Source organism: Leifsonia sp. EB41 (genome assembly GCF_041262565.1).
Lineage (GTDB): Bacteria > Actinomycetota > Actinomycetes > Actinomycetales > Microbacteriaceae > Leifsonia.
In genome coordinates this window covers 1455945-1476098 of record NZ_JBGCCJ010000001.1, presented here as the reverse complement: position 1 = coordinate 1476098, position 20154 = coordinate 1455945, and the positions used below count along the sequence as shown (strand labels likewise).

Genomic DNA, 20154 nt, shown 5'->3' with positions numbered 1-20154 from the left:
ACTCGCCATGTACACAATCTTTGACATGGGAGGTGCGCGGTGTCCTACGACGAGAAGAGCGCGTGGGCGTACCTGGTGGTCGCCGTCCTGGGCTACGCCGTCTACCTGATCCTGCTGGCAGTGAACGGCCCGGGCGACTACGTGCCGCTGCTGATCTGGACCGTGGTGGGCTCCATCGTGGCCAACATCCTCGCCCGCTTCGCGATCTCCTTCTCGAACCCGCGGGAGGCCGACAAGCGCGACCAGCGCGACCGCGAGATCCACGCGTTCGGCGAGCGGGTCGGCCAGGCGTTCGTCATCATGGGCGCCCTGGCCGCGATGGTCCTGGCGCTGTTCGAGGCGCCGTGGTTCTGGATCGCGAACGCCGTCTACGCCGCCTTCGTGCTGTCCGCGGTGGTCGGCTCGATCGCCACGCTGGTCGCCTACCGCAAGGGGCTGCCGGCATGGTGAAGCCCACCCGCGTGACCAACAGCATCCGAGCCCTGCGCTTCGGCGCGGGGGAGATGACCCAGGCCGACCTCGCGGATCGCGTCGGCGTCACCCGCCAGACCATCATCGCCATCGAGCAGGGGCGGTACTCGCCGTCCCTGGAGATGGCCTTCCAGCTCGCGCGGGTGTTCGGGGTCCCGCTCGACGACGTGTTCCAGTACCCCGAGGAGCGAGGGGAATCATGAGCACCACGATGCGCGCCGTCGTTCAGGACGCCTACGGCACCACCGCTGCGCTGCGCGTGGAGGAGGTCCCCGTCCCGTCGATCGGCCCGGCCGACGTGCTGGTGCGCGTCGAGGCGGCCGGCATCGACGCGGGCACCTGGCACCTCACCACCGGCCGCCCCTACCTGATGCGGCTGATGGGCTTCGGGATGCGCCGCCCGTCATCGCGTGTGCGCGGTGCTGCCTTCGCGGGCGTGTTGGAGGCCGTCGGAGCCGAGGTCGACGACCTCCAGGTCGGCGGCACGGTGTTCGGCTCGGCTTCGGGCGCGCTCGCCGAGCGGGTCCGCGCCCCGCGTGCCGCGGTGGTCCCCATCCCTGCCGGCCTGGGGTTCGCCGAGGCCGCGGCGGTCCCGATCTCAGCGGTGACGGCGCTGCAGGCGCTGGCCGCGGCCGAGGTGGAGAAGGGCGACCGGGTGCTGGTGCTGGGCGCGGCCGGCGGCGTCGGCCACTTCGCCGTGCAGCTCGCCGTCGCCCGCGGCGCCGAGGTGACGGGAGTGTGCAGCGGTCCGAAGACCGCGCTCGTACGCGAGCTGGGTGCCGCGGACGCGATCGACTACACGACGACCGACCCGCTCGGCCTCGGCCGGGTCTGGGACGCGATCATCGACACCGCGGGAAACCGTCCGCTTCGGGCGCTGCGAGCGAGCCTGGCGCCCGCGGGTGCGCTCGTCCTCGTCGGCGGGGAGGCCGGCGGCGGCATCCTCGGCGGCACGGAGCGCATCGCTGCGGCCGGCCTGAGGAACACGACCTCCCGCCAGCGCCTGGTCGGCCTGATGGCACGCGAACGCCAGGAGGACCTCGTCGAGTTGGCCCGCCTCTACAGCGAGGGCGCCTTCCACCCGGTCATCGACACCGTGTATCCACTCGAACGCACGGGCGAGGCGATCGACCACCTCGGCGCCGGACGGGCGCGCGGCAAGGTCGTGGTGGTGCCGTAACTCAGAACGCGGGGACGTGTAGCCCTGAGACGACAGCGTCCCTCCGCAGGATGATGCTGCCGAACCGCGAATGCGTCCCGCACCAGTGCGCGACGTCCGAACTCAGATAGCCGAGGATCGACAGCAGCAATTCGTGATCGTAGGCGAGGTCTCTGTTGAAGATCGGCTCGTGGTGGGCGACTCGGTTGCGCAATTTTCGGAGTCGCTCCAATGCCGTGTGCAGGTCTCTGCGACGACCGCCGTAATGCGGGAAGGCGCTGTCGAGCTCTGCCGCCTCCCAGAGCCGAGCGTGATAGCGATTTCCGAGAAGCCCGATCCAGAAGCCGAACCCGAGTTCCGCTAGGACGTGACCCGGCGTGAACTCGCCCGACCGCAACCGAGAGAGGTTTCGATGGGCTGATCGGATGACGGCGAGATCGGCGTTGTGGAGTTGCGCGGAATCCCACCAGGCGCGCGTGCCGAAGTGGTCGACCAATCTGTCGTTCAGGGCATTCCTCAGGCAGACCTCCGCGAGGTGGAAACCGCCCTGGAGGCTTGCCGAGACTTCGATGTTCCATGAGTAAAGCCGGATGGCCTCGTCAGGCGCGGTGGTGGCCGATAGGTACGTCTGGAATCGCGGACCGCCGATCAGCAGGGGAACACCACCGCGCCAGATCGAGTCATGAGGCTGTGCCATGGGTGGAGCTTTCCGGTAAGCTGTTCGACGTAAGCCCCGGACGAGACACGAAAGTGTCGCCGCGCCGGGGCATTTATCATTCTGGGCGGCGACCGGGCAGCGTCGCGGGCTCGCTACGAAGTTGTGGATAACTCCCGTGACCCCTCACACCTGGAAGTACAACTCCGTGTGCAGCTTGCATCCCGGGTTGAACCCCGCCCCGCACTCCGGGCAGGCGTCCGCCTCCAGGTACTCCGCGATCGTCAGCGTCGCTTTGCACACCCCGCACAGCACCGCGCGCTCGCCGCGTTCGGCGACCGGCCACTGCTGCGCCGGATGCCCGGCGGTCTCCGCGTGGCAGGCGTGGCACGGGTAGAACTCGCCGCAGCACGCGAACCGGATCGCGATCACGTCGAGCGGTGTCCGGTAGTGGATGCAGCGCGTCTGGTCGTCCACCGTGGGGCCGAGCACGCGCGGGCCGCCGCTCATCGCACCCCTCGCGCCGTCAACGCGTCGCCCAGCTCGTCCGCGTGCTTGAACGCCATCACCAGGAACGGCACCGCGAACGCCCGCAGCCCGGCCCTGGCGCCCCGTGCGCGCTGAGCGTCCCTGACGTCCCGCGCCAGCCCCGCGAGCACCGGCACCGTGCTGAGCGTCACCGTCAGCAGCAGCGCCGTTCGCGCCGGGTCGACCCGCAGCGCCGCGAGCGGTCGGAGGCCACGCTCGACGGCGTCCAGGAGGTCGGCGACCCGCGTCGTCAGAACCAGCAGCGCGGCGAGCACGACCGCGGACGCCACGCGCGCGGTGTTCGCGACCGCGGGCTCCGGGCCGAGGAAGAGGAGCTGGCCGGCGAGGGTGATCACGATCACCCAGCGTACGGCGAGCACCTGACGGGCGAGCTCGCGCATCCCGAACGCCCCGTCGCCGAGGCGCGCGAGGGCGTAAGCGACCACCGGCAGCGCCGCGGCGACCGCGGCCGCGACCCAGGTGGAGGGCAGCAGCGAAACGGCGAGCACCGCCGCGAGCACCATCAGCAGCTTGGGGCCGGCCGGCATCCGGTGCAGCGGTCCCGTCCCCGGGCGGTAGAGCGTCAGCACGGGAGGCTCCCCTCGGCGAGCAGCCGCTCGTACGCCGCCACCACATCCCCCGGCGAGCCCACCGTGGCCACCGTGCCGCCGGCGAAGAGCACCGCCGTGTCGCAGCGGGCGGCCAGCGCCAGGTCGTGGGTGACCAGGACGAGTCGGTGCCCGGCGTCCTCCAGCAGATGGTCGGAGACGCGCCGCGCGTTGCGGGCGTCCAGGTAGGCGGTCGGCTCGTCCGCGATGACGAGCTCCGGCCGCCGCACGAACGCGCCGCACAGCGCGAGGAGCTGCTTCTGGCCGCCGGACAGGTCGTGCGAGGGCCGGTCCGCCAGCTCGGTCAGCCCGAAGCGCTCGAGGGCCTCGGCGACGCGCGCCGCCGTGGCCTCCCGCCCGAGCCGGTCGGCGCGGAGCGAGAAGGCGACATCCTCCGCGACGGTCGGCATGATGATCTGCGCGTCCGGGTTGCTGAAGACGACCGCGATCCGCCGCCGCAGCTCGGCCTGACGGGCGGGGTCGAGCCCGAGGATGCGCAGCCCGCCGGCGGAGGACGGGACCAGCCCGCCGAGCAGGCGTGCGAAGGTGGACTTCCCCGACCCGTTCTCGCCGATCACCGCGATGGTGCGGGCGTCGAGGTCGAGGGTCACATCGTGGAGGACGTCGACGTCACCGAGGCGGACCCCGATGCCGTCGAGCTGGAGGGCGCTCATCGCACCACCTCGAACACGGCCGCCACACCCAGCCCGCCGCCGACCGACGCGGCGGCCACCCCGAGGGTCCCCGCCGGAGCCCCGCCGCGCACGAGCCGGCTGAACAGCCGCACCACGGCCACCGCTCCGCTCGCGCCCCACGGGTGGCCGAGCGCCAGCGCGCCGCCGTCGGCGCAGACGCGGGGGTCGTCCTCCTCGACGCCGACGCGCTCCAGCACCGCGATGCTCTGCGACGCGAACGCCTCCACGAGCTCGAACGCTACGATCTCCCGCGAGGTGACACCCGCTCGCTCCAGCGCGGAGAGGATCGCCGGAGCGGCGCCGATCCCGGGCAGCGCGGGGTCGCAGCCGACGACCGCGCCGGCCAGCACCGCGAGTCCGGGCGCTGCGCCGGCCGGGGCCACGACGACCGCAGCGGCTCCGTCGCCGATCCGGGTCGAGGTCCCGGCCGTGAGCACGCCGCCGGGGAACAGCGCGGGCAGCCGGGTGAGCAGCCGCTCGGCCCCGCCGATCGCGTCGTCCCGGTCGAGCCCGGCCAGCGGCACCAGCTCATCCCGGAACCGGCCGCCAGCCTGCGCGGCGCGGGCCCGCTCGTGGCTGCGCGCGGCGTGGGCGTCGAGCCGCGACCGCGGGATGCCGTCGTGCGCGGCCAGGTCCTCCGCGGCCCGGACCATGTCGGGATCCGGGAAGCCGTCCGGCGCGAACGGCGCCCGGTCGTAGGCGACTCCGTCGACCGAGCGGACGGGCGCGGTGGAGGCGCTCTCCACGCCCCCGGCGAGCCGCGGCCTCCGGTCGCCCGCCCGGATCGCGGTGGCCGCGTCGAGGATCGCGGCCAGCCCGCTGCCGCACTGCCGGTCGACGGTGCCGCCCGGGATCGCGGGGTCCAGCCCGGCGGCGAGGGCCGCCACGCGCGCCGGGTTGCCGCCGGGACCCATGCAGTTGCCGAGGAGGACGTCCGCGACCTGGATCGGCGCGCCTGTCGCGCTCGACGCATCGGACAGGGCGGCTCGGAGGACCGGCGCCGCGAGCTCCTCCACGCGCAGGCTCGCCAGGGCGCGGCCGCGGGTGCCGATGGGTGTGCGGCGGGCGGCGACGATGACGGGGGTCTCAGTGTTCAATCGGCCGCACCTCCCCATCCAGCACCCGACGTACGGCCTCCGCACGCGCCGGCTTCCCCGCGGCGGTCCGCGGCAACTCGGCAGCGTACCAGCGGCGTGGACGATGGGCGGGCGCGAGGCGTTCGGCAGCCGCCGCTCGCAGCGTGGCCAGCGACGGGAGGCTGCCGTCCGGCTCCACGAGCGCGGCGACGAGCGCGCCGACGCGGCCGGTCGGGAGCCCGAACACCACCGCGTCGCGCACGCCGGGCACCGAACGCAGCGCGGCCTCCACCTCGTCCGGCACGATCGTGGCGGACGCACTGAGGATCGCGCCGTCCGCGCGGCCCAGCAGACGGACGCGCTCGCCGCCGTCCGCCGCACGCACCAGCTCTGCACGGTCGCCGACTGTCGCCCAGGCGCCGTCGCGGCGCAGCGGGCCGGGCGCACCGGCGTAGCCGCGGGCCACGTACGGCGAGCGCACCCACAGCTCGCCGTCGCGCACGCTCAGCTCGACTCCCGGGAACGGCACGAGCCCGTCGCCGTGGTCGACGGCGACGAAGGATAGCTCCGCCGCCCCGTAGTACGCGGTCACGCGCATCCCCTCCGCCTCGGCCCGCGCCCGCAGCGCCGGGTCGAGGTGGGAGCCGCCGACCAGCGCGGACCGGATGCCGGACGCGGCGCCCGACTCCAGCAGCCGGCGCAGCGCCTCGGGGGTGCCGTGGAAGCAGTCGGCGGCGCCGCCGTCGAGCACCGCCCGCGGGCCGCCGTCGAGCGCGTGCGCGAGCGAGAACAGCGTCAGCGACGACGACGCCGGCGCCGGGAGGGCGACCGTCTCTCCGCCGCCCAGCAGCCCGGCCACCGCCGCGAACGACGACGCCCACGACGCGTGACTCCGCAGGACGATCCGCGGCGGCCCGCTGCTGCCGGAGGTCAGCGACGCCCAGCCGATCCGGTCGGACCCGTCAGGGCCCTCGAGATCCGCGTGCGACGCCGCGTCCACGGCCGCGGCCAGGTGCGAGGCCGGACGTCGGCCGTCGACCACGAGCGGGACGTCGCCGGCCGACCGCGCCTCCCGGAGCAGCTCCATGAGGGCGGGGTCGTCGTCGCGCAGCGGGACGATCCGGGTCATGCGGCGGGAGCGTCGTCCCGACGGCGAGCCGGAGCCCAGGTGCGCCGGAACGCGCGCGGGTACGCACGGACCAGTGTCGCCACGATCGCGGTCGCGAGCACAGCCTTGATGAGGTCGCCCGGCACGAAGCCGAGGCTCAGGAACGCGGCCTGACCGAGCGGCAGCCGCAGGACAAACGCCTGCACGGGGATGCCGAACGCGTACACCACGCCGATGCCGCCCACCACGACGCCGACGAACGTGCGCCAGACGACGGGCTTGCGATTGCCGGCGTGGACGATGAGGCCGATGACGGCGGCGCCGACGATCCAGCCGAACAGGTATCCGGCCGACGGCCCGACGAACACGCCGATGCCGCCGCGGCCACCGGCCAGCAGGGGGAGTCCGGCGGCGACGAGGGCGAGCAGCACGGTCATCGACAGCGCGCCCAGCCACGGCCCGAGCAGTGCGCCCGCGAGCATCACGCCGAGCGTCTGCGCGGTGATCGGCACCGCGCCGAACACGGTGAAGCCGCCGGGGAGGCCGAGGACGGCGACGATCGCGGCGACGACGGCGACGCGCGCGATGTCGGTCGCGTCGAGGCCGCGGCGGGCGGGGCGGGCTGTCGCGGGCCGGGAGGCCGCGCTCTCTGCGGTCGCGGGCGTGGCGGAGGTGGTGCGGGGGGAGTCGGTCATCGGGATTCCTTTACCTGAACACTGTTCACCTGAACAGCGTTCACTATAGTGAAACCGTGACGGGAAACGAAAGCGCACGCAGGCACAGCCGCGACGACGTGGCCGAGACGGCCCTCCGCATCCTCGACGACTACGGCCTCCCCGACCTCACCATGCGCCGCCTCGCCGCCGCGCTCGACGTGCAACCCAGCGCGCTCTACTGGCATTTCCCGAACAAGCAGACCCTCCTGGCCGAGCTCGCCGACCGCATCGTCGGCCGCGCCGCCGTCACCTCAGCCGAGGTGTCCTGGCCCGACCGGGTGCGCGCCGAGGCCGCCGCCCTCCGCGACGCGCTGCTCGCTTACCGCGACGGCGCGGAGGTCGTCGCCAGCACCGCCGCGCTCGGCCTCGGCGCCGCCCCGGCCCAGCAGCGCCTGGAGGCCGCCGTCCGCTCGGGAGGCTTCGACGCCGAGACGTCCGGCCGCGCCGCCACGGCGCTCCTGCACTTCGTGCTCGGTCACGTCTCCCACGAGCAGCAGCGGATGCAGTTCGACAGCATCGGTGTGCTGGCGACGGGGGAGGCCGCCGACCCGCTCGACGAGGGGGACTCCGCCGCCGCGTTCGCGTTCGGGGTGGGACTCCTCGTGGGCGGTCTCCAGCGCCTCGCGACCGACGAGGATGCCTCGGAAGCCGCCGGAACCGCAGGGGCTAGTCGCTCCCGAACGTGACCTTCCACCCGCCGACGACGGTGGTCGCCAGGTTGAACAGCGCCGCGAAGATCGCCCCGAGCGAGGACACGACGATGACCTCCAGCAGCGACACCACGAGCGTGAACATCATCACGTTGCCGAAGGTCAGGCCGGCGACGAGGGAGGCGCCCTGCGCGCCCGCGATGCTCTCCAGGAACGTCGTCATCGAGCCGACCAGCCCGACCTTGTCGAGCACCGACCAGCCGAGCAGCGTGAGCACGACGGTTACGGCCGCCAGCACGACACTGATCAGGAACGACATCTTCAGCGCGGACCAGAAGTCGATGTAGACGAGGCGCATCGTCGCGCGCTTCTTCTGCTTCGTCCGTGCCGACATCGGCGACCTCCCCGGTGCTGCTGCTCTCGAACCGCTCGCGCGGCTCCCCCATCCGGCGAGTCTAACCGGCACGCTTGCAGGAACCCGGAGCGACCGGGCGTCGAAACAAACCGATCGACCGGTTATGCATGTAATATGGCCGTGCGGGGGCGAACGCCCGACCGACGTACAGTTCGCAACGGCGACCACTGGGGGGATGTCGGTCGGGCGGTTCCCGGAGGGACGCCCTCCACGAGTTCACTCCACGAGTTCACTCGACGACGAGGTCGGGCAGCGACCGCAGCGCGTCGAGCCGCCCGTCCGCCACGATCCCCGGCAGCAGCACGATCCACAGTTCCCGGATGCGCTGCAGGAGGTCCGCACGCCCGGTCAGCGTCGCCGACACGAGCTGCACTCCCGTGAACGCGGGCGACAGCAGATGCGCGAACATCCCGGGGTCCACGTGTTCCGAGACGTCGCCCTCGGCGATCGCCTTCCTGGCCAGCTCCTCGATCGCGCGGAACCAGTCCTCGTACGGCTCGACGATGGCCTGATCGGCCGTCCCGACGTCGGTGGTCAGCCGGATGCCGGCTTGCACCACCGGGTCCTCCAGGAGCTGCCGCCCGAGGCTCCGGCAGAGCAGCACGAGCGTCTCCAGCGCGGGCCGGCCCTCCGCCAGGATCGCGCTGGAGGCCTCCATCGTGCGCCGGTGCTGCTCGGCGATCACCGCGAGCGCCAGCTCATCCTTGGACGCGAAGTGGAAGTACAGCGCGCCTTTCGTGAGCCCGGCCGTCTTCGCGATGTCCGAGATGGAGGCCAGCCCGTAGCCGCGCGCGCCGAACACCTCGGCCGCACCCCGGAGGATGGCGTCGCGGGTGGCGAGGGCGCGAGACTGCGTGACCATGACCTGAACACAGTAATGCGGCGCAGCTATGGGATTGATGCATGAATCGGGTCGCCGCGGGACCAGACGCGGCACTCGCCCTCGGAGTAGCGTGAGCGTATCCGCAGCCGGATCACCCGTCGCACGCGCCGACCGAGGAGGACGCCGCATGACCACCGTCGCCGACACCATCGTCGAGATCATCCGGGACGCGGGCGTCAAGCGCGTCTACGGCATCCCCGGCGACTCGCTCAACGGCTTCACCGACGCGCTGCGCCGTGCGGGCGACGTCACCTGGGAGCACGTGCGGCACGAGGAGGCCGCGGCGTTCGCGGCGGCGGCGGAGGCCGCGCTCACCGGCGAGCTGGCCGTCTGCGCCGGAAGCTGCGGCCCCGGCAACCTCCACCTCATCAACGGCTTGTTCGACGCCAACCGCAGCCGGGTTCCCGTGCTCGCGATCGCCGCGCAGATCCCGGGGCCGGAGATCGGCAGCACCTACTTCCAGGAGACGCACCCGCAGGAGCTGTTCCGGGAGGCCGCGGTCTACACCGAGCTCGTGAGCATGCCCGAGCAGTTGCCCCGCGTGCTGGAGATCGCGATGCGCACGGCCATCGAGCGTCGCGGCGTCGCGGTGGTCGTGATCCCCGGCGAGATCTTCCTCGCGGACAGCGTCGGCCGCAAACCGTCGGCGCCGATCCGGTACTCGCCGCGCGTGACCCGGCCGACCGACGGCGAGCTGAGGGCCGCGGCGGACATCCTGAACGCCGCCAAGAAGGTCACGATCCTCGCGGGCGCCGGCGTCGAGGGCGCCCACCCGCAGCTCATCGACATCGCCGGGGCGCTGCGGGCCCCGGTCGTGCACGCGATGCGCGGCAAGGAGTTCGTCGAGTACGACAACCCCTACGACGTGGGCATGACCGGCCTGCTCGGCTTCTCCTCCGGCTACCGGGCGATGGAGTCGTGCGACGCCCTGCTGATGTTAGGCACGGACTTCCCGTATCAGCAGTTCTATCCGTCCAAGGCGAAGATCATCCAGGTCGACATCCGCGGCGAGAACCTCGGCAGGCGCACGCCGATCGACCTCGGGCTGGTCGGCAGCGTGAAGGACACGGTGGAGGCGCTCCTCCCGCTGCTGGACGATCGGAAGGACACCAAGCACCTCGACGCCTCCCGCTCGCACTACCTGAAGGCGCGCAAGAGCCTCGACGAGCTGGCCGTCAACGACCGCAATCGCACGCCCATCCACCCGCAGTACGTCGCGCGGCTGATCAGCGAGCTCTCCAGCGAGGACGCCGTGTACATCCCGGACGTCGGCTCGCCCGTGGTCTGGGCGGCCCGCTACCTGCGGATGAACGGCTCTCGCCGGCTGATCGGCTCGTTCAGCCACGGCAGCATGGCCAACGCCCTGTCGCACTCGATCGGTGCGCAGGCGGCGTTCCCCGGGCGACAGGTGATCGCACTGGCGGGCGACGGCGGCCTCGCGATGCTGATGGGGGAGCTCCTGACGCTGGTGCAGATGAAGCTGCCGGTCAAGATCGTGGTCTTCAACAACTCCTCGCTGAACTTCGTGGAGGTCGAGATGAAGGCCGCGGGCTTCGTCAACTACGGCACGGGCCTCGAGAACCCGGACTTCGCCCGCGTCGCGCAGGCGATCGGCATCCACGGCCAGCGGGTCGAGAAGCCGGACGAGCTGGAGAGCGCCCTCCGCACGGCGCTCGCCCACGACGGCCCCGCCCTGGTGGACGTGGTGACCGCCCGTCAGGAGCTCAGCATCCCGCCCGCGATCACCGCCGAGCAGGTGAAGGGCTTCACCCTCTACGCGCTCCGCACCATCATGTCCGGCCGCGGCGACGAACTCATCGACCTCGCCGACACCAACGTCTTCCGCCGCCTCTTCGACTGATCCACGCAATCTCTCCCGGAGTCATGTACGCGACACGCCGTGTGCGGACGTACACAACTCCGGGACTGATGGCTGCGGAGGTCAGTTGATGCAGACGGTGCTGGAGTAGTTGGTCGTCGGGCCGGAGTGCGTGGGGGCCGGGGCCGGGGCGGCGGGAGCGCTGCCGCCGGTGGCGGCCGCTCCGGGCGCGGTCGGCATCAGGCCGTCGTCGCCGAGGACGACGGTGACGCCCTTCACGCTGCCGGTCTCCTGCACTGCGGCGCCCGGGATCAGGGCGGCGACGGCCTTGGCCTGCGACTCCTGGCCGGACGGGTACTGGATGGTCGTCGTCTGCTGCGAGCTCGCGTCGCCGGGGGTGCCGGTCTTGAAGCCCGCCGCGGTGAACGTCTGCGTCGCCGTTCCCGCCGCGCCGTTCATGCTGCCGCCGTTGAGCACGGTCACCTTCGTGTCGGACGGCTTGGCCGCCTTCGCGCTGTCGTAGGCGGACGGCGTGCCCGTCAGGCTCTTGATGAACGCGGGCATCGCGGCGGTGTCCACCTGGACGATCGACAGGTCGGAGCCGTCGACCGTGATGGTCGGCGTGCCCGAGATCGGGATGGTCGCCGACTGGATCTTGCCGCCGGTGAGCCCCTGCATCTGGGCCGCGAGCTGGAGGAAGTTCAGCCCGGGGTCGGTCTCCAGCGATCCGCTGATCGCGTCGAGAGCGCTCGTGAGCTTGCCCGGGTTCAGCAGGGTCCCGGCGGACAGGAACTTGTGCGCCTCCACCGACAGGAAGTACTGCTGACGCACGACCCGGTCGAGGTCGCCGCGCGGGAGGCCGTGCCGCTGCCGCACGAACGACAGCGCCTGCTGGGCGTCGAGCGTCGAGACTCCGGCCGGGAAGTTCGCGCCGGAGTACGGGTCGTTCACCGCGTTGTTGAGGCACACCTGCACCGGCCCGAGGGCCTTCGCGATCGTGTAGAAGCCGAGCAGGGAGACGCGCACGTAGTGGTCGATCGACAGCCCGGTGAGGTTCTGCACCGTCTGGATGAGCAGCTTGGCTCCGCTGGTCGGGTCGCTGCCGCCGTTGCCGAGCGAGAACGCCGCGTTGAGCTTGTTCATCCCGTGGCCGGGCACGTTCACCCAGGAGTCGCGGGGGAGGGAGACGAGCGTCGCCGACTTCCCGTTGGCCGGGATGTGCAGGATCATCATCGTGTCCGTGTTGGTGCCGCCGCCGTCCGCGGTGGTGCTGAGCTGGTTCAGCTCCGCCTGCGTCGCGTTGTCCGGGCGGTGGTCGTCGCCGACGAGCAGGATGTTCTGGTCCGCGCCGTCCACGTCGTTGCCGGTCTTGTTGATGACGTTGACGTGGCTCACGCCGCCGACGAAGCGGAAGTAGCTGTACGCGGCATAGCCGCCGAGCACCACGAGGAGCACGGCCAGCCCGGCCGCGGTCCAGGCGATGATGCGCTTGGAGCGGCGGTGCTTCTTCGGGGGCTTGCCGCCGCCGGTGCCGCCGCCGGAGCCCTCGCCGCCGTCGCCGAAGCCGTCGTCGCCGAAGCCGCCGTCAGCACGGCCCGGGTCGGGCGAGCCGGACAGCCCGAAGAGGTCGAAGGGCGCGCCGGAGGCTCCCGCGCCGGACGCTCCCGCAGCAGCGGCGCCGGTGCCGGCACCCGCCGCCGCGCCTGCTCCCGCAGCGCGCCCACCGTTGCGCCCCGAGGGCACGCCGGACGCCGGCCGCGTCGCCCGCACCGGCCGGCGCGGGTCGGCTGCGGGCACGCGTCCGAAGATCTCGGTCGGCGGCTCGGGACGGTCGTCCCGGCCGGCGCCGGACTCACCTGAGGGATAGTTCGGGCGTCGCACACCACGACGCTAGGGGGTGCGGCCTGCGAACAGCCTGGTTTCGCCCGGTGTTCCGGCGGAATGACCAGTAGATCAGCGAGGAGTTCTCAGCATGCTCACGGCAAAGGGGCGACCAGCGCTGCGAGAACCCTCATGCATCCGGTTCGGAGGCTGCGTCACCCGGCGACATCGCGTCGGTCATCCGGGTGGAGATCGCAAGCAATTCGTCCTGCTGCTCCGGCGTGAGCGCGTCGAAGAGGATGCGGCGGATCGTCGCGGTGTGCTTGGGGAGCGCCCGCACGACGACGCGGCGCCCGTCGCCGCTGAGCCGGATCCAGCTGGCGCGCCTGTCCTCCGCGCAGTCCTCGCGCTCCACCAGGCCGCGGCCCTCCATGCGGGTGACCTGGTGGGAGACGCGGCTCTTCTCCCAGCCGGTCAGCTCGACCAGGTCGCGCACGCGCAGCCGCCGCCCGGGCGACCGCACCAGCGCCATGAGCACCTCGAGCTCGGAGATGGAGATGCCGTCGTCCCGCTGGAGCTGGGCGTCCAGTGTGCGGTCGAACCCGCGGCGCATCAGGTAGAACGCGTGGAAGAGCTCCGCTTCGGCAGCGCTCAGCTTGCGCGGATCGGGTCGGGTGCGCGCGATCGGCATACGTCATCCTTGCACGCGCCTGCGACAGCGTGCGGAGGCCCGCCTCAGTGCGCGAGCTGCTCCAGGAACACGACGAGCACGCCGAGCGCCACGATGCCGACGAGCACGATCAGCTGCTTCCAGCCGGCGATCCCGGTGCGCGACACCGCGATGCGTGCGATCACCGCGAGCGACGCGATGAGGGCGGTGATCGCGATGACGACGGCGGTCCGCGCCTGCATCCAGCCGAGCATCGCCGCGGCGAGGACGATCACCGGGACGACGATGACCGTGAGCGCCCGGGAGGCGACGGCCAGGAGGTGCCGGAACTCGCGAGCCGTCGGCAGGGTGTTGTGCACGATCATGTGCGAGACCAGGTCGGAGGCGAGGCCCGCGAGCAGGACGCCGACGACGGAGATCACGAGCGTCCAGAGCACGGTCGGGGAGTCGAGGTGCTCGCCGTGCGCGTTCAGCGCCATCAGGATCGCGAGCGCCGTGAACGTCACGTAGATGCGCTCGCGGAGCCGGTCGCCGGCCTCCCTGCGCTCCTCCTCGGTGGCGTTCGCGGGCAGATGAGCGTCGTCGGGAGCGCGCCGGTCTGACATGCGTCGAGCCTAGCGGGCACGGGAATACCCGCGGCAGGGCACCGGTTTCGAATGTTGACACGTCATCTAACTAGGAAGGCTGACATGACCAGGATCGCCATCATCATCGGCAGCACGCGCCCCGGCCGCAACGGGGAGTCCGTCGCCCGCTGGGTGCTCGAGCACGCTGCGCAGCGCGACGACGCAGAGTACGAGCTCGTCGACCTCGCCGAGTGGAACCTCCCGCACCTCGACGAGCCGATGCCCGCCGCGATGGGCCAGTACGCCAACGACCACACCAAGGCGTGGGCGGCCAAGATCGCCGAGTTCGACGGCTACCTCTTCGTCACGCCCGAGTACAACCACAGCACCTCCGGCGCGCTCAAGAACGCGATCGATTTCGTCGGGGCCGAGTGGTACAACAAGGCGGCCGGCTTCGTCAGCTACGGCGTCTTCGGCGGCGCCCGCGCGGTCGAGCACCTGCGGCTCGTGCTCTCGCAGCTCCAGGTCGCGACGGTCAGCGCCTTCGTCGGCCTCAGCCTCCAGCACGACTTCGAGAACTGGTCGCTCAAGCCGACCACCGCGGCCGAGGCCGGCCTGACGCCGCTCTTCGACCAGCTCGAGTCGTGGTCCGGCGCGCTCGCCTCCGTGCGCGCCGCCTCCGACGCCGACCTCGACGAGGAAGCCGCCGCCTAACCCCAACCGTCGAGGGGCACGTTGTTGTCACTTTCGGGACTCGAAAGTGACAACGACGTGCCCCTCGCGTGCGCGTGCGCCCCGGAGGGCGCGGCGCTCAGGTCTGGCAGGTGGGGCAGAAGTAGGTCACGCGCTGGTCCAGTTCGGTGCGCCCGAGCTCCGCGCGGCGGATGAGCGTCCCGCAGCGCAGGCACGGCTTGCCGTCGCGGCCGTACACCCAGGTGTTGCGGCCTCGGCGGGTGTCGCCGGTCGTCACGCGCACGGTCCGGTCGCGGTTGGCGACGAGCATCCGCCGCGCCAGGTCGACGGTGGCCGGGAGGTCGGCCTCCCGCACCGGCCGCGTCGGCAGCATCCCGCGCACGAAGCACAGCTCGTTGGCGTAGACGTTGCCGATGCCGGCGAGGTTCCGCTGGTCGAGCAGCGCGACCGCGATCGGAGTGTCCGGGTGCTCGGCCAGCCGGCGGAGGGCCTCCTCGGCATCCCAGTCGGGGCCGAGCAGATCCGGGCCGAGATGGCCGACGACGGCATCCTCCCCCGACCGCGGCACCACCTCCAGGATGCCGAGCTGGAAGCCGACCGCCTGCGTCTCGGCGGTCTGCAGCACCACGCGCGCCTGGAAACCGGGATGCCGCCACCGTCCGCCCGGCGGGTAGACCTCCCACGAGCCCTCCATCTTGAGGTGGCTGTGGATGGTCTGGTCGCCGACCCGGATCAGCAGGTGCTTGCCGCGGCTGACCACCTCGTCGACGTGCCGGCCGCTGAGGTCGACGGTCGCGTACTGCGGCACCCGGAAGTCCGTCTCGGTCAGCAGCCGGCCCTGCAGCGCGCGGCGCAGGCGCGCGGCCGTCTGGTAGACGGTGTCGCCCTCAGGCATCGGTCGCCATCCCCGCGGTCACCCTCGCAGCCGGAGACCGCGCGGCGTGGGGAGGAACCCCGCCTCCGCGAGCGCCGCGCCGAGCGGGCTGCCGAGGACGTTCGCGCCGTTGACCGTCTCGATGGCGAGCTTGTCCACGCGGCGGGAGGTCACCAGGCCGGCCAGTGCGCGGGAGGCCGCCACGAGCGCGGGGCGCACACCGTCGTCCTGCTGGTCGGCGAAGCAGAGCAGGCTCTTGCCGCCGCGCTCCACGTAGAGGGTGAGCTCGCCGTCGACCAGGGCGACCAGCGCGCCCGCCTTGCGACCGGGCCTGTGGCCGGTGCCGCCCTCCACGCCCTCGGTCGTTGCTGGGACGGCCGGCCAGGGGAGCGCCGCGCCGTACGCGTTGGCGGGGTCGGTCGCCGCGAGGGCGACCGTGTCGAACGGTCGAGGCTGCGTGTGGTCGCGGGCGAAGGTGCGCAGGCGGTCCACGGTCGGGCCGCTGGCGAACTGCGCGGCGCCGAGCGTCTCCACGAAGTAGCCGCGGCGCGCGCGCCCGCTGTCCTCGAAGCCGCTGAGCACTTTGTAGGCCAGGGCGAAGCCTCCCGGCGTCCCCTCGTTCATCACCGAACCGCGGGTGACGACGCCGTACCGGTCGAGCAGCGTCTCGGCCTGGCCGTGCGCGCGGACCGTGGAGTCCAGGTCGCGCTCGGGGAGCAGCGACCAGCGGCCGGCGACGGTCGGCGGTCCCATCCGGGTGACCATCGCGGAGGTGCGCGGGGCGCCGACCCGGCCGCGGTACATCCGGGAGCGGGTGGGCTGCCGCGGCCGCTTGTGGGCGCCGCCGCCGCCGCCGGTCAGCGTGCGCAGCGGAGCGAGGGTGTCGTTGGTGACCAGGCCCGCCCAGACCAGGTCCCACAGCGCGGTCACCAGCACGGCGTCCTCGATCGCCTCGCCGCGCTCGGCGCCGAGGCTGTCGGAGAGTTGCCGGAAGAAGTACCCGCCGCCGAGCGCGAGCGCCGCCAGGACGTCGCGTTGCAGCTCGTCGGGACCGTGGTCGGTCGGCGGGGCGAGCGTCAGCGGGGCCGAGTCGGCGAGATTGAGGCTGATCCAGCCGTCGTTGCCCGGCAGCGAGCCGTCGCCCGCCCAGATCACCTCGCCGGTGGCAGTGAGCTCGTCCAGCATGGCCGGGCTGTAGTCCGCGACGCGGCTGGGCAGCACCAGCGACTCCCACGCGGAGGCCGGGATGCGCGCCCCGGCGAGCTGCTCGATGACCGACGCGACCGCGTCCACGCCGCGAAGAGTGGAGCCGACGTGCTGCCAGTCGCCGAGGAATCGCGCGAACGTCGCCGTCTCGACCGGCTCGACCTCCTGGCGGAGCGCGGCGAGCGACATCCGCCGCAGCCGCCGCAGCACCTCCGCGTCGCACCACTCCGAGCCGGTCGCGTGCGGGCGGAACTCGCCCTCCACGACGCGGCCGTCGCGGGACAGCCGGCGCAGCGCGTCGTGCACGATCGCGGGGCCGAGACCGAACCGGGAGGCGACCTCCGCGACCTCGAACGGGCCGTGCGTGCGCGCATACCGGCTGACCAGGTCGCCCAGGGGATCGTCCACCGGCTCGATGAACGCGACGGGCACCCCGATCGGGAGCGGGACGCCGAGCGCGTCGCGCAGGCGGCTCGCGTCCTCGATGGCGGCGAAGCGCTCCTCGCCCGCGATGGTCACGGCCAGGGCGCGCTTGGCGTCGACCAGGGATGTGAGGTGGGCGTGAGCGATGGCGGGAGTGGCGTGCGGGGCTGCGGAGGGTGCGTCGGCTGCATCGTCGACAGTCGCCACGGCGTCCGTCGGAGCCCGGTCACCCGCCTCCTCGCCGTGCAACCGCTCCGCGACCTGCGCCACCGTCAGCGGCCCGAGCAGCCGCAGCAGGTCGGCCACGCCTTCCTCGCCGCGCACGCGACGCTCCGGATCGAGCCGCTGAAGCTGCAACTCCACCCGCTCGATCACCGACGGGTCGAGCAGTTCGCGCAGCTCCGCGCGACCCAGCAGCTCGGCCAGCAGCCCCGCGTCGAGCGACAGTGCCGCCGCCCGCCGCTCTGCGAGCGGGCTGTCGCCCTCGTACATGAACGCCGCGACGTAGCCGAACAGCAGCGACCGCGCGAACGGCGAGGCCGTCTCGGTCGCGGCCTCCACCAGCGTGATCCGGCGCTGGGCGATGCTCTGCGCCACCTCGTCCAGCGCGGGCAGGTCGTAGACGTCCTGCAGGCACTCTCGCACCGTCTCCAGGATGATCGGGAAGCTCGGGTACTTGCGAGCCACGTCGAGCAACTGCGACGCCTTCTGCCGCTGCTGCCAGAGCGGCGACCGCTTGCCCGGGTTGTACTTCGGCAGCAGCAGCGCACGGGCCGCGCACTCGCGGAACCGGGACGCGAACAGCGCAGAGCCGCCGACCTCCAGGGTCACCAGTTCGTCCAGCTCGGCAGGCTCGAACACGAACAGCTCGCCGCCGGGCGGCGTGGATTCCGTGTCGGGAATACGCACGATGATCCCGTCGTCCGCCGCCATCGCGCCCGCGTCGATCCCGTACCGCTCGCGCACGCGCGCCTGCACGGCCAGCGCCCAGGGCGAGTGCACTTGCATGCCGTACGGGGAATGCAACACCACGCGCCAGTCGCCGAGCTCGTCGCGGAACCGCTCCACCACCAGAGTGCGGTCGGTCGGGACGTGACCGGTGGCCTCCTTCTGCTCGCGGAGGAACGCCAGGAGGTTGGCCGTCGCGAACGCGTCGAGCCCGGCCTCCACGCAGCGCAGCTCGGCGTCGGCGGGGGAGGCGGCGCTCAGCTCGCGCACGAACGCGCCGACCGCCGCGCCCAGCTCCGCGGGCCTGCCGATGCCGTCGCCCTTCCAGAACGGCAGCCGGCCGGGCTCGCCGAACGCGGGCGAGACCAGCACGCGGTCGTGGGTGATCTCCTGGATGCGCCAGCTCGTGGAGCCGAGCGCGAACACATCGCCGACGCGCGACTCGTAGACCATCTCCTCGTCCAGCTCGCCCACCCGGCTGGCGCGCTCGCCGACCATGTAGACAGCGAACATCCCGCGGTCGGGGATGGTGCCGCCGCTGGTCACGGCGAGCCGCTGCGCGCCCGGGCGCCCGGTGAGCGTGCCCGCGTCGCGGTCCCAGACGATGCGCGGCCGCAGCTCGGCGAACTCGTCGGACGGGTAACGGCCGGCGAGCAGGTCGAGGGTCGCGTCGTAGGCGCTGCGCGGCAGCGTCGCGAACGGCGCGCTCCGGCGCACCGTGTCGAACCAGTCGTCGGCGTCGAGCGGCTCCAGAGCCGTCGCCGCCACCGTCTGCTGGGCGAGGATGTCGAGGGGGTTCGTCGGGATCCGCATGGTCTCGATCAGGCCGGCGACCATCCGCTCGGTGGCGACCGCCGAGTGGATGAGGTCGGCGCGGTGCTTGGGGAACACGACCCCGCGCGAGACTTCGCCCACCTGGTGGCCCGCCCGGCCGACACGCTGCAGCCCGCTCGCGACCGAGGGCGGCGCCTCCACCTGCACGACGAGGTCCACCGCGCCCATGTCGATGCCGAGCTCCAGGCTGGAGGTCGCGACGACGCAGCGCAGCCTCCCGGACTTGAGGTCGTCCTCGATGAGGGCGCGCTGCTCCTTGCTGACCGAGCCGTGGTGCGCGCGGGCGAGCACGAGCGACTCCGGGTCGGCGACGGCGGCGGAGCCCTTGGTCTGTCCGGACCCGCCCATCAGCTCCGCCGGGGGCCGGGCGGACGCGCCTCCCGCCTCCCCGCCGAGCAGCCGCTCCTCGTACAGCTCGTTGAGCCGGGCGGTGAGCCGCTCGGCCAGTCGGCGCGAGTTCGCGAACACGATCGAGGACCGGTGCTCCAGCACTCGCTCGACGATCGCCTCCTCCACGTGCGGCCAGATCGAGCCGGCCTGGGGCGCGGAGCCGTCGTCGTTGTCGCTTGCGTAGGTGGAGGTGCCGAGCTCGCTCATGTCCTCGACCGGTACGACCACCCGGAGGTCGAACCGCTTGCCCGCGGGCGGCGCGACGATCTCCACCGGCGAGCTGCCGCCGAGGAACCGCGCGACCTCCTCCGGCGGCCGCACCGTGGCGGACAGGCCGATGCGCTGGGCCGGCTTCTCGAGCAGGGCGTCGAGCCGCTCCAGCGACAGCGCGAGGTGCGCACCGCGTTTGGTGGCGGCGACGGCGTGCACCTCGTCCACGATCACGGTCTCGACCGTCCTGAGCGTCTCGCGCGCCTGCGACGTGAGCATGAGGAAGAGCGACTCGGGCGTGGTGATCAGGATGTCCGGCGGGGAGGCGACCAGCGCCCGGCGGTCGGACGACGACGTGTCGCCGGAGCGCACGCCCACGGAGACATGCGGAGGCTCGGCGCCGAGCCGCCGCGCCGTCTGAGTGACGCCGACCAGCGGCGCACGGAGGTTGCGCTCCACGTCCACACCCAGCGCCTTCAGCGGCGAGATGTAGAGGACGCGCGTGCCGGGGCGGGCGTCGGGCGGCCGCTCCTCGCTCGCCAGCCGGTCGATCGCCCAGAGGAACGAGGCCAGGGTCTTGCCCGAACCGGTCGGCGCGATGACCAGCGCGTGCCGCCCGTGCGAGATGGCCTCCCACGCTCCGGTCTGGGCGTCGGTGGGCGCGGCGAAGGCCCCGCGGAACCATTCACGGGTCGCGGGGGAGAACCGGTCGAGCACGTCGCTCATCGCCTCCATC

General features: G+C 72.6%; 20 protein-coding genes. 6 read left to right on the top strand and 14 right to left on the bottom strand.

Features of this window, described 5'->3' with window-relative positions; all coding sequences use genetic code 11:
* Nucleotides 1-39 precede the first annotated feature (39 nt).
* From ABH923_RS07275 to ABH923_RS07265, 3 genes are read left to right on the top strand one after another with little or no spacing between them, the layout of a single operon-like run.
* Nucleotides 40-450, top strand: a complete 411-nt coding sequence (locus tag ABH923_RS07275) for a hypothetical protein (RefSeq protein ID WP_370054666.1) — start codon at nucleotides 40-42, stop codon at nucleotides 448-450.
* Nucleotides 345-674: a helix-turn-helix transcriptional regulator gene (locus ABH923_RS07270; protein ID WP_370054665.1), complete on the top strand. Its 330-nt coding sequence runs from the start codon at nucleotides 345-347 to the stop codon at nucleotides 672-674. Before ABH923_RS07275 ends, ABH923_RS07270 begins: the two co-directional genes overlap by 106 nt.
* On the top strand, nucleotides 671-1651 hold the full coding sequence (locus ABH923_RS07265) for an NAD(P)-dependent alcohol dehydrogenase (protein ID WP_370054664.1): 981 nt from the start codon (nucleotides 671-673) through the stop codon (nucleotides 1649-1651). The genes ABH923_RS07270 and ABH923_RS07265 overlap by 4 nt, the downstream gene beginning before the upstream one ends.
* A gap of 1 nt (nucleotide 1652) precedes the next feature.
* On the opposite strand, the gene ABH923_RS07260 is transcribed toward ABH923_RS07265, so the two are convergent.
* From ABH923_RS07260 to ABH923_RS07230, 7 genes are all read right to left on the bottom strand, one after another.
* Complete coding sequence (locus ABH923_RS07260) at nucleotides 1653-2327, bottom strand: hypothetical protein (protein WP_370054663.1); 675 nt, start codon at nucleotides 2325-2327, stop codon at nucleotides 1653-1655.
* 144 nt (nucleotides 2328-2471) lie between these two features.
* Entirely contained in the window at nucleotides 2472-2795 is a 324-nt protein-coding gene (locus ABH923_RS07255) for a CHY zinc finger protein (RefSeq protein ID WP_370054662.1), read from the bottom strand.
* A complete protein-coding gene (locus tag ABH923_RS07250) occupies nucleotides 2792-3403 on the bottom strand; it encodes an energy-coupling factor transporter transmembrane protein EcfT (protein WP_370054661.1) in 612 nt (203 codons plus the stop codon). The genes ABH923_RS07255 and ABH923_RS07250 overlap by 4 nt, the downstream gene beginning before the upstream one ends.
* Nucleotides 3397-4095 (bottom strand): energy-coupling factor ABC transporter ATP-binding protein, encoded by a 699-nt coding sequence (locus ABH923_RS07245; protein ID WP_370054660.1) that lies wholly within the window; start codon nucleotides 4093-4095, stop codon nucleotides 3397-3399. The genes ABH923_RS07250 and ABH923_RS07245 overlap by 7 nt, the downstream gene beginning before the upstream one ends.
* Nucleotides 4092-5231 (bottom strand): thiolase family protein, encoded by a 1140-nt coding sequence (locus ABH923_RS07240; protein WP_370054659.1) that lies wholly within the window; start codon nucleotides 5229-5231, stop codon nucleotides 4092-4094. Before ABH923_RS07240 ends, ABH923_RS07245 begins: the two co-directional genes overlap by 4 nt.
* Entirely contained in the window at nucleotides 5203-6321 is a 1119-nt protein-coding gene (locus ABH923_RS07235; RefSeq protein WP_370054658.1) for an AMP-binding protein, read from the bottom strand. Before ABH923_RS07235 ends, ABH923_RS07240 begins: the two co-directional genes overlap by 29 nt.
* Nucleotides 6318-6995, bottom strand: coding sequence for a biotin transporter BioY (locus ABH923_RS07230; RefSeq protein WP_370054657.1), 678 nt, complete (start codon nucleotides 6993-6995; stop codon nucleotides 6318-6320). Before ABH923_RS07230 ends, ABH923_RS07235 begins: the two co-directional genes overlap by 4 nt.
* 56 nt (nucleotides 6996-7051) lie before the next feature.
* On the opposite strand from ABH923_RS07230, the gene ABH923_RS07225 reads away from it, so the two are divergent.
* On the top strand, nucleotides 7052-7702 hold the full coding sequence (locus ABH923_RS07225; RefSeq protein WP_370054656.1) for a TetR/AcrR family transcriptional regulator C-terminal domain-containing protein: 651 nt from the start codon (nucleotides 7052-7054) through the stop codon (nucleotides 7700-7702).
* Here the strand turns inward: ABH923_RS07225 and ABH923_RS07220 are convergent.
* Both ABH923_RS07220 and ABH923_RS07215 read right to left on the bottom strand, forming a co-directional pair.
* Nucleotides 7683-8060, bottom strand: a complete 378-nt coding sequence (locus ABH923_RS07220; protein ID WP_370054655.1) for a DUF3566 domain-containing protein — start codon at nucleotides 8058-8060, stop codon at nucleotides 7683-7685. The two genes, ABH923_RS07225 and ABH923_RS07220, sit on opposite strands and share 20 nt — an antisense overlap.
* Nucleotides 8061-8310: 250 nt before the next feature.
* Nucleotides 8311-8943, bottom strand: a complete 633-nt coding sequence (locus ABH923_RS07215; protein ID WP_370054654.1) for a ScbR family autoregulator-binding transcription factor — start codon at nucleotides 8941-8943, stop codon at nucleotides 8311-8313.
* Between the two features lie 148 nt (nucleotides 8944-9091).
* On the opposite strand from ABH923_RS07215, the gene poxB reads away from it, so the two are divergent.
* Nucleotides 9092-10825: a ubiquinone-dependent pyruvate dehydrogenase gene (gene poxB, locus ABH923_RS07210; protein WP_370054653.1), complete on the top strand. Its 1734-nt coding sequence runs from the start codon at nucleotides 9092-9094 to the stop codon at nucleotides 10823-10825.
* A gap of 81 nt (nucleotides 10826-10906) precedes the next feature.
* On the opposite strand, the gene ABH923_RS07205 is transcribed toward poxB, so the two are convergent.
* The 3 genes from ABH923_RS07205 to ABH923_RS07195 form a co-directional block, all read right to left on the bottom strand.
* Nucleotides 10907-12664 carry an LCP family protein gene (locus ABH923_RS07205; RefSeq protein WP_370054652.1) on the bottom strand — a complete coding sequence of 586 codons (1758 nt, stop codon included), beginning with the start codon at nucleotides 12662-12664 and terminating at the stop codon, nucleotides 10907-10909.
* Nucleotides 12665-12794: 130 nt separating this feature from the next.
* Complete coding sequence (locus ABH923_RS07200; protein ID WP_370054651.1) at nucleotides 12795-13295, bottom strand: MarR family winged helix-turn-helix transcriptional regulator; 501 nt, start codon at nucleotides 13293-13295, stop codon at nucleotides 12795-12797.
* Nucleotides 13296-13339: 44 nt separating this feature from the next.
* Nucleotides 13340-13879: a hypothetical protein gene (locus ABH923_RS07195; RefSeq protein ID WP_370054650.1), complete on the bottom strand. Its 540-nt coding sequence runs from the start codon at nucleotides 13877-13879 to the stop codon at nucleotides 13340-13342.
* Nucleotides 13880-13963: 84 nt separating this feature from the next.
* On the opposite strand from ABH923_RS07195, the gene ABH923_RS07190 reads away from it, so the two are divergent.
* On the top strand, nucleotides 13964-14554 hold the full coding sequence (locus ABH923_RS07190; RefSeq protein ID WP_370054649.1) for an NADPH-dependent FMN reductase: 591 nt from the start codon (nucleotides 13964-13966) through the stop codon (nucleotides 14552-14554).
* 97 nt (nucleotides 14555-14651) lie between these two features.
* Here ABH923_RS07190 and ABH923_RS07185 read toward each other — a convergent pair whose 3' ends face one another.
* On the bottom strand, nucleotides 14652-15428 hold the full coding sequence (locus ABH923_RS07185) for an Fpg/Nei family DNA glycosylase (protein ID WP_370054648.1): 777 nt from the start codon (nucleotides 15426-15428) through the stop codon (nucleotides 14652-14654).
* A gap of 18 nt (nucleotides 15429-15446) precedes the next feature.
* Nucleotides 15447-20144 (bottom strand): ATP-dependent helicase, encoded by a 4698-nt coding sequence (locus ABH923_RS07180; RefSeq protein WP_370054647.1) that lies wholly within the window; start codon nucleotides 20142-20144, stop codon nucleotides 15447-15449.
* Nucleotides 20145-20154 lie beyond the last annotated feature (10 nt).

Excerpts from the sequence above, each read along its gene's own strand:
- ABH923_RS07200 (WP_370054651.1), bottom strand. The coding sequence starts at position 13,295 with ATGCCGATCGCGCGCACCCGACCCGATCCGCGCAAGCTGAGCGCTGCC.
- ABH923_RS07215 (WP_370054654.1), bottom strand. The coding sequence starts at position 8,943 with ATGGTCACGCAGTCTCGCGCCCTCGCCACCCGCGACGCCATCCTCCGG.
- ABH923_RS07255 (WP_370054662.1), bottom strand. The coding sequence starts at position 2,795 with ATGAGCGGCGGCCCGCGCGTGCTCGGCCCCACGGTGGACGACCAGACG.
- ABH923_RS07235 (WP_370054658.1), bottom strand. The coding sequence starts at position 6,321 with ATGACCCGGATCGTCCCGCTGCGCGACGACGACCCCGCCCTCATGGAG.
- ABH923_RS07220 (WP_370054655.1), bottom strand. The coding sequence starts at position 8,060 with ATGTCGGCACGGACGAAGCAGAAGAAGCGCGCGACGATGCGCCTCGTC.
- ABH923_RS07245 (WP_370054660.1), bottom strand. The coding sequence starts at position 4,095 with ATGAGCGCCCTCCAGCTCGACGGCATCGGGGTCCGCCTCGGTGACGTC.
- ABH923_RS07190 (WP_370054649.1), top strand. The coding sequence starts at position 13,964 with ATGACCAGGATCGCCATCATCATCGGCAGCACGCGCCCCGGCCGCAAC.
- ABH923_RS07260 (WP_370054663.1), bottom strand. The coding sequence starts at position 2,327 with ATGGCACAGCCTCATGACTCGATCTGGCGCGGTGGTGTTCCCCTGCTG.
- ABH923_RS07240 (WP_370054659.1), bottom strand. The coding sequence starts at position 5,231 with ATGGGGAGGTGCGGCCGATTGAACACTGAGACCCCCGTCATCGTCGCC.
- ABH923_RS07265 (WP_370054664.1), top strand. The coding sequence starts at position 671 with ATGAGCACCACGATGCGCGCCGTCGTTCAGGACGCCTACGGCACCACC.
- ABH923_RS07230 (WP_370054657.1), bottom strand. The coding sequence starts at position 6,995 with ATGACCGACTCCCCCCGCACCACCTCCGCCACGCCCGCGACCGCAGAG.
- ABH923_RS07195 (WP_370054650.1), bottom strand. The coding sequence starts at position 13,879 with ATGTCAGACCGGCGCGCTCCCGACGACGCTCATCTGCCCGCGAACGCC.
- poxB (WP_370054653.1), top strand. The coding sequence starts at position 9,092 with ATGACCACCGTCGCCGACACCATCGTCGAGATCATCCGGGACGCGGGC.
- ABH923_RS07180 (WP_370054647.1), bottom strand. The coding sequence starts at position 20,144 with ATGAGCGACGTGCTCGACCGGTTCTCCCCCGCGACCCGTGAATGGTTC.
- ABH923_RS07185 (WP_370054648.1), bottom strand. The coding sequence starts at position 15,428 with ATGCCTGAGGGCGACACCGTCTACCAGACGGCCGCGCGCCTGCGCCGC.